We start from the raw sequence: 1,981 nt of genomic DNA, 5'->3' as shown, positions 1-1,981 counted from the left end.
ATGTCCGGTTTCTCCAAAGTAAAAATGTCCGCTTTTAGAATATGCACTTTTGCAATTTTCTTAGCGGACGGTTTGATATGTTGGTGTCTATGTCGGATAAAGAACTTAAACGATTGTCGGTCTTGCAAGAAATCTGTGATCAACGCATAACCCAGTCCCAAGCTGCTCAGCTACTTCATATTTCAGAACGTCAGATCAGACGTTTATTGCAAAAATACAAAGCTCAAGGCCCAGCTGCATTAGCACATGCTGCACGTGGCCAAATCAGCAATTCCAGGCTTCCTGAAGAGCTCAGACTCAAGTGCCTCAATATTGTTTCGGATCAACTGCATGGTTTCGGACCCACTTTAGCGCATGAAAAGCTCACCACTGTTCATGGATTCGATATTTCAGTGGAAACACTGCGTTCCTGGATGATTGCAGCCGATCTGTGGATTCCTCGCGCCAAGCGCCTGAAACGCCCGTATCAGCCTCGTTATAACCGAGATTGTTATGGTGAACTGATTCAAATCGATGGCTCACACCATGACTGGTTTGAAGGACGCTCTGCTAAGTGCTGTCTGCTGGTATTTATCGATGATGCCACAGGAAAATTACAGCATTTACGTTTCTGTGAGTCGGAATCAGCATTTGATTATATGATTTCAACACGTTTGTATGTTGAGCAGCATGGTAAGCCGTTGGCGTTTTACAGTGATAAACATTCAGTCTTCAGGGTGAATCAAAGCAGCAAGAAAGACACCAAGATTACCCAGTTTGGACGCGTACTCAGTACCCTCAATATCGATATCATCTTCGCCAATTCACCACAAGCCAAAGGCCGTGTAGAACGGGCGAATAGAACGCTTCAGGACCGTCTGATTAAAGAAATGCGCCTGGAAGGCATCTATTCGATTGAGCAAGCGAATGCCTGGCTGCCCTGCTTTATCGAGCAATTTAATCGTAAATTTGCCAATATGGCCTTTAATCCCAAGGATCTACACCGGACTGTCACTGAAACAGCCGAAGAATTAGATGATGTTTTTACCTGGCGTGAACCCCGCAGAGTCACGAACAGCCTGACGATTACTTATGATAAATGCGTATATTTACTGGAAAATACCGAAGAAAATAAAAGGTTGATCGGCAAGTATCTTGAGTTTCTGGAATACCCGGATGGCACGGTAGCCATTGAACATCAAGGAAGAAAAATCAATTACAGCATCTTCGATAAATTAAGTCAGCTCAACCAGCGAGAGGTTGTTGAGAATAAACGTTTAGGTGCTGTTCTCAATCATATTCAACAACAGCACGAAGAATTAGAACAGCAAAACAAACGCAATCGTTCTCAAAAGATGCCGAGCAGACGTGCACAGAAAACAGTAATCAAAGAACGAAATCTGAATCCTGTGCTTGACTTGGAAGTGTCTGTATAGGACATTTCTATTTGGTTATTAGGTAGGACATTTCTACTTAGGAATAACAGAGAGTGTTAGAACCCATTTAAAGTGTCTATATTCTCACCAATAAAAATGTCCGGTTTCTCCGAGGTAAAATATGACTTTTGAACAAAAATAAGCCATTGTTTATTCTTTTTATTTCCAACAAAATTCCAGAACTCATCTACTTCGAGAGATTCATAATGACTTTGCTGAGGCTGAATTTCATAGGTTGATTCAGTTAAAGTACGTAAAACTTTACCGATACTGATGCGCTCAACTTCAGCAATATCTCGTATACCGCTGCCTCTGACCATCAACTGTAATATTTTACGAGTAATACCTGACTTACATCCTAGATAGCTCAGTGCATGATCACCAATAAACTGACGTTTACAGTCTTTGCACTGATAGTTTTGTTTCCCATCTACTTTGATACCATTTTTCTTTATACTATCACTGAGGCAGGTTGGACATTTGATTGCTAGAGTTATTTGCATTTCTCTATTTTATCAAAATCCAATCGGCTTTTTCTTCAGCATACTTTTTGAAACACTACCAAA

1 protein-coding gene and 1 pseudogene are annotated in these 1,981 nt (G+C 41.0%); one reads left to right on the top strand and one right to left on the bottom strand.

Features of this window, described 5'->3' with window-relative positions:
* Nucleotides 1–89: 89 nt before the first annotated feature.
* A complete protein-coding gene (locus FTU54_RS15055; RefSeq protein WP_180074911.1) occupies nt 90–1,415 on the top strand; it encodes an ISNCY family transposase in 1,326 nt (441 codons plus the stop codon).
* 134 nt (nt 1,416–1,549) lie between these two features.
* Here FTU54_RS15055 and FTU54_RS15050 read toward each other — a convergent pair.
* Nucleotides 1,550–1,918, bottom strand: a pseudogene (locus FTU54_RS15050) (IS1-like element ISAba3 family transposase); the annotation flags it as partial.
* Nucleotides 1,919–1,981 lie beyond the last annotated feature (63 nt).

Origin of the sequence: Acinetobacter sp. YH12116 (assembly GCF_013418895.1) — a bacterium.
Taxonomy (GTDB): Bacteria; Pseudomonadota; Gammaproteobacteria; order Pseudomonadales; family Moraxellaceae; genus Acinetobacter; species Acinetobacter indicus.
Note: the sequence above shows the minus strand (reverse complement) of the source record. Positions and strands in the feature narration are given on the sequence as shown.